The sequence below is a fragment of the Pseudomonas putida genome (genome assembly GCF_001941965.1).
In the GTDB taxonomy this organism is placed as follows: domain Bacteria; phylum Pseudomonadota; class Gammaproteobacteria; order Pseudomonadales; family Pseudomonadaceae; genus Aquipseudomonas; species Aquipseudomonas putida_L.
Genome location: NZ_MKZO01000072.1, coordinates 1 through 1,190, shown reverse-complemented (window position 1 = coordinate 1,190; position 1,190 = coordinate 1). Strand labels below are relative to the sequence as shown.

At 55.2% G+C, this 1,190-nt stretch carries 1 protein-coding gene; it reads right to left on the bottom strand.

From position 1 onward, the window contains the following. Positions 1–141 precede the first annotated feature (141 nt). The gene (locus tag PSEMO_RS28945; RefSeq protein ID WP_024086516.1) at positions 142–1,122 is read right to left on the bottom strand and encodes an IS5-like element ISPa26 family transposase; all 981 of its coding nucleotides are present in this window, start codon (positions 1,120–1,122) and stop codon (positions 142–144) included. Positions 1,123–1,190: the final 68 nt, after the last annotated feature.

Sequence of the window (1,190 nt, the reverse complement as noted above, 5' to 3'; positions counted from 1 at the left end):
GGTCTGAAGTAGCCCCTGTTTTCCGGCTACTTCGCCATCGACACTTTCAAAAAACGGTAGCCGCTCAAATCCCGGTCAAACCTGCCGTCTATTTCAGCCTTTTTTGCCGCTGCAAGCACCTCGCAGCAGTCACTTCACTCTTCACGGACGCACCTCTCCTGCATTGGAGAGCAAATGTCGACGCGCCATCCAAATGTTCGACAGGGCGAACAGCGTCACCATCTGAGCAGTGTTTTTCACCAAGCCTCGGAAGCGCACTTTCGTATAACCAAACTGGCGCTTGATCACCCGAAATGGATGCTCAACCTTGGAGCGAACCTGGGCCTTGGCTCTTTCGATCTTACGTATCGCTTTGTATAACGCGCTGCGGTTACCGTGCTTTTTGTAAGTGCTGCGCCGGGCTGCAATCTGCCAGATGACTTGGCGCCCCTCATGCTCTTCACGCTTCTCTACACCGGTATAGCCCGCATCAGCGCAGACCACGTTCTCACCACCGTGCAGCAGTTTGTCGACTTGGGTTACGTCCGCGACGTTGGCCGCAGTGACCACCACGCTGTGCACAAGCCCGGACTCATCGTCGACACCAATGTGAGCTTTGGCACCGAAGTAATACTGGTTGCCCTTCTTGGTCTGATGCATTTCCGGGTCGCGTTTGCCGTCCTTGTTCTTGGTCGAACTGGGCGCATGAATCAGAGTGGCATCGACGATGGTGCCTTGTCGCAGTGACAAGCCACGGTCGCCCAAATAGCCATTGATCACGCCGAGAATACCGGTGGCCAACTCATGCTTTTCCAGCAGGCGACGGAAGTTGAGGATGGTGGTTTCATCCGGGATTCGCTCCAGGCTCAGACCGGAAAACTGGCGCAGGATCGTCGTCTCGTACAGCGCCTCTTCCATCGCCGGATCGCTGTAACCGAACCAGTTCTGCATTAGATGAATCCGCAGCATCGCCATCAGCGGATAGGCTGGACGGCCCCCTTCGCCCTTTGGGTAATGAGGTTTGATCAGAGCAATCAAACCCTCCCAGGGTACGACCCGATCCATCTCTATCAGGAACAGCTCCTTGCGGGTCTGCTTGCGCTTACCGGCGTACTCGGCATCGGCGAAGGTCATTTGTTTCATCATCGAAAAGCTCGGCGATTGGTGTCCGGGGATTTTGCCAAATCAGGAAGTCTTTTTCAGGATTTCCC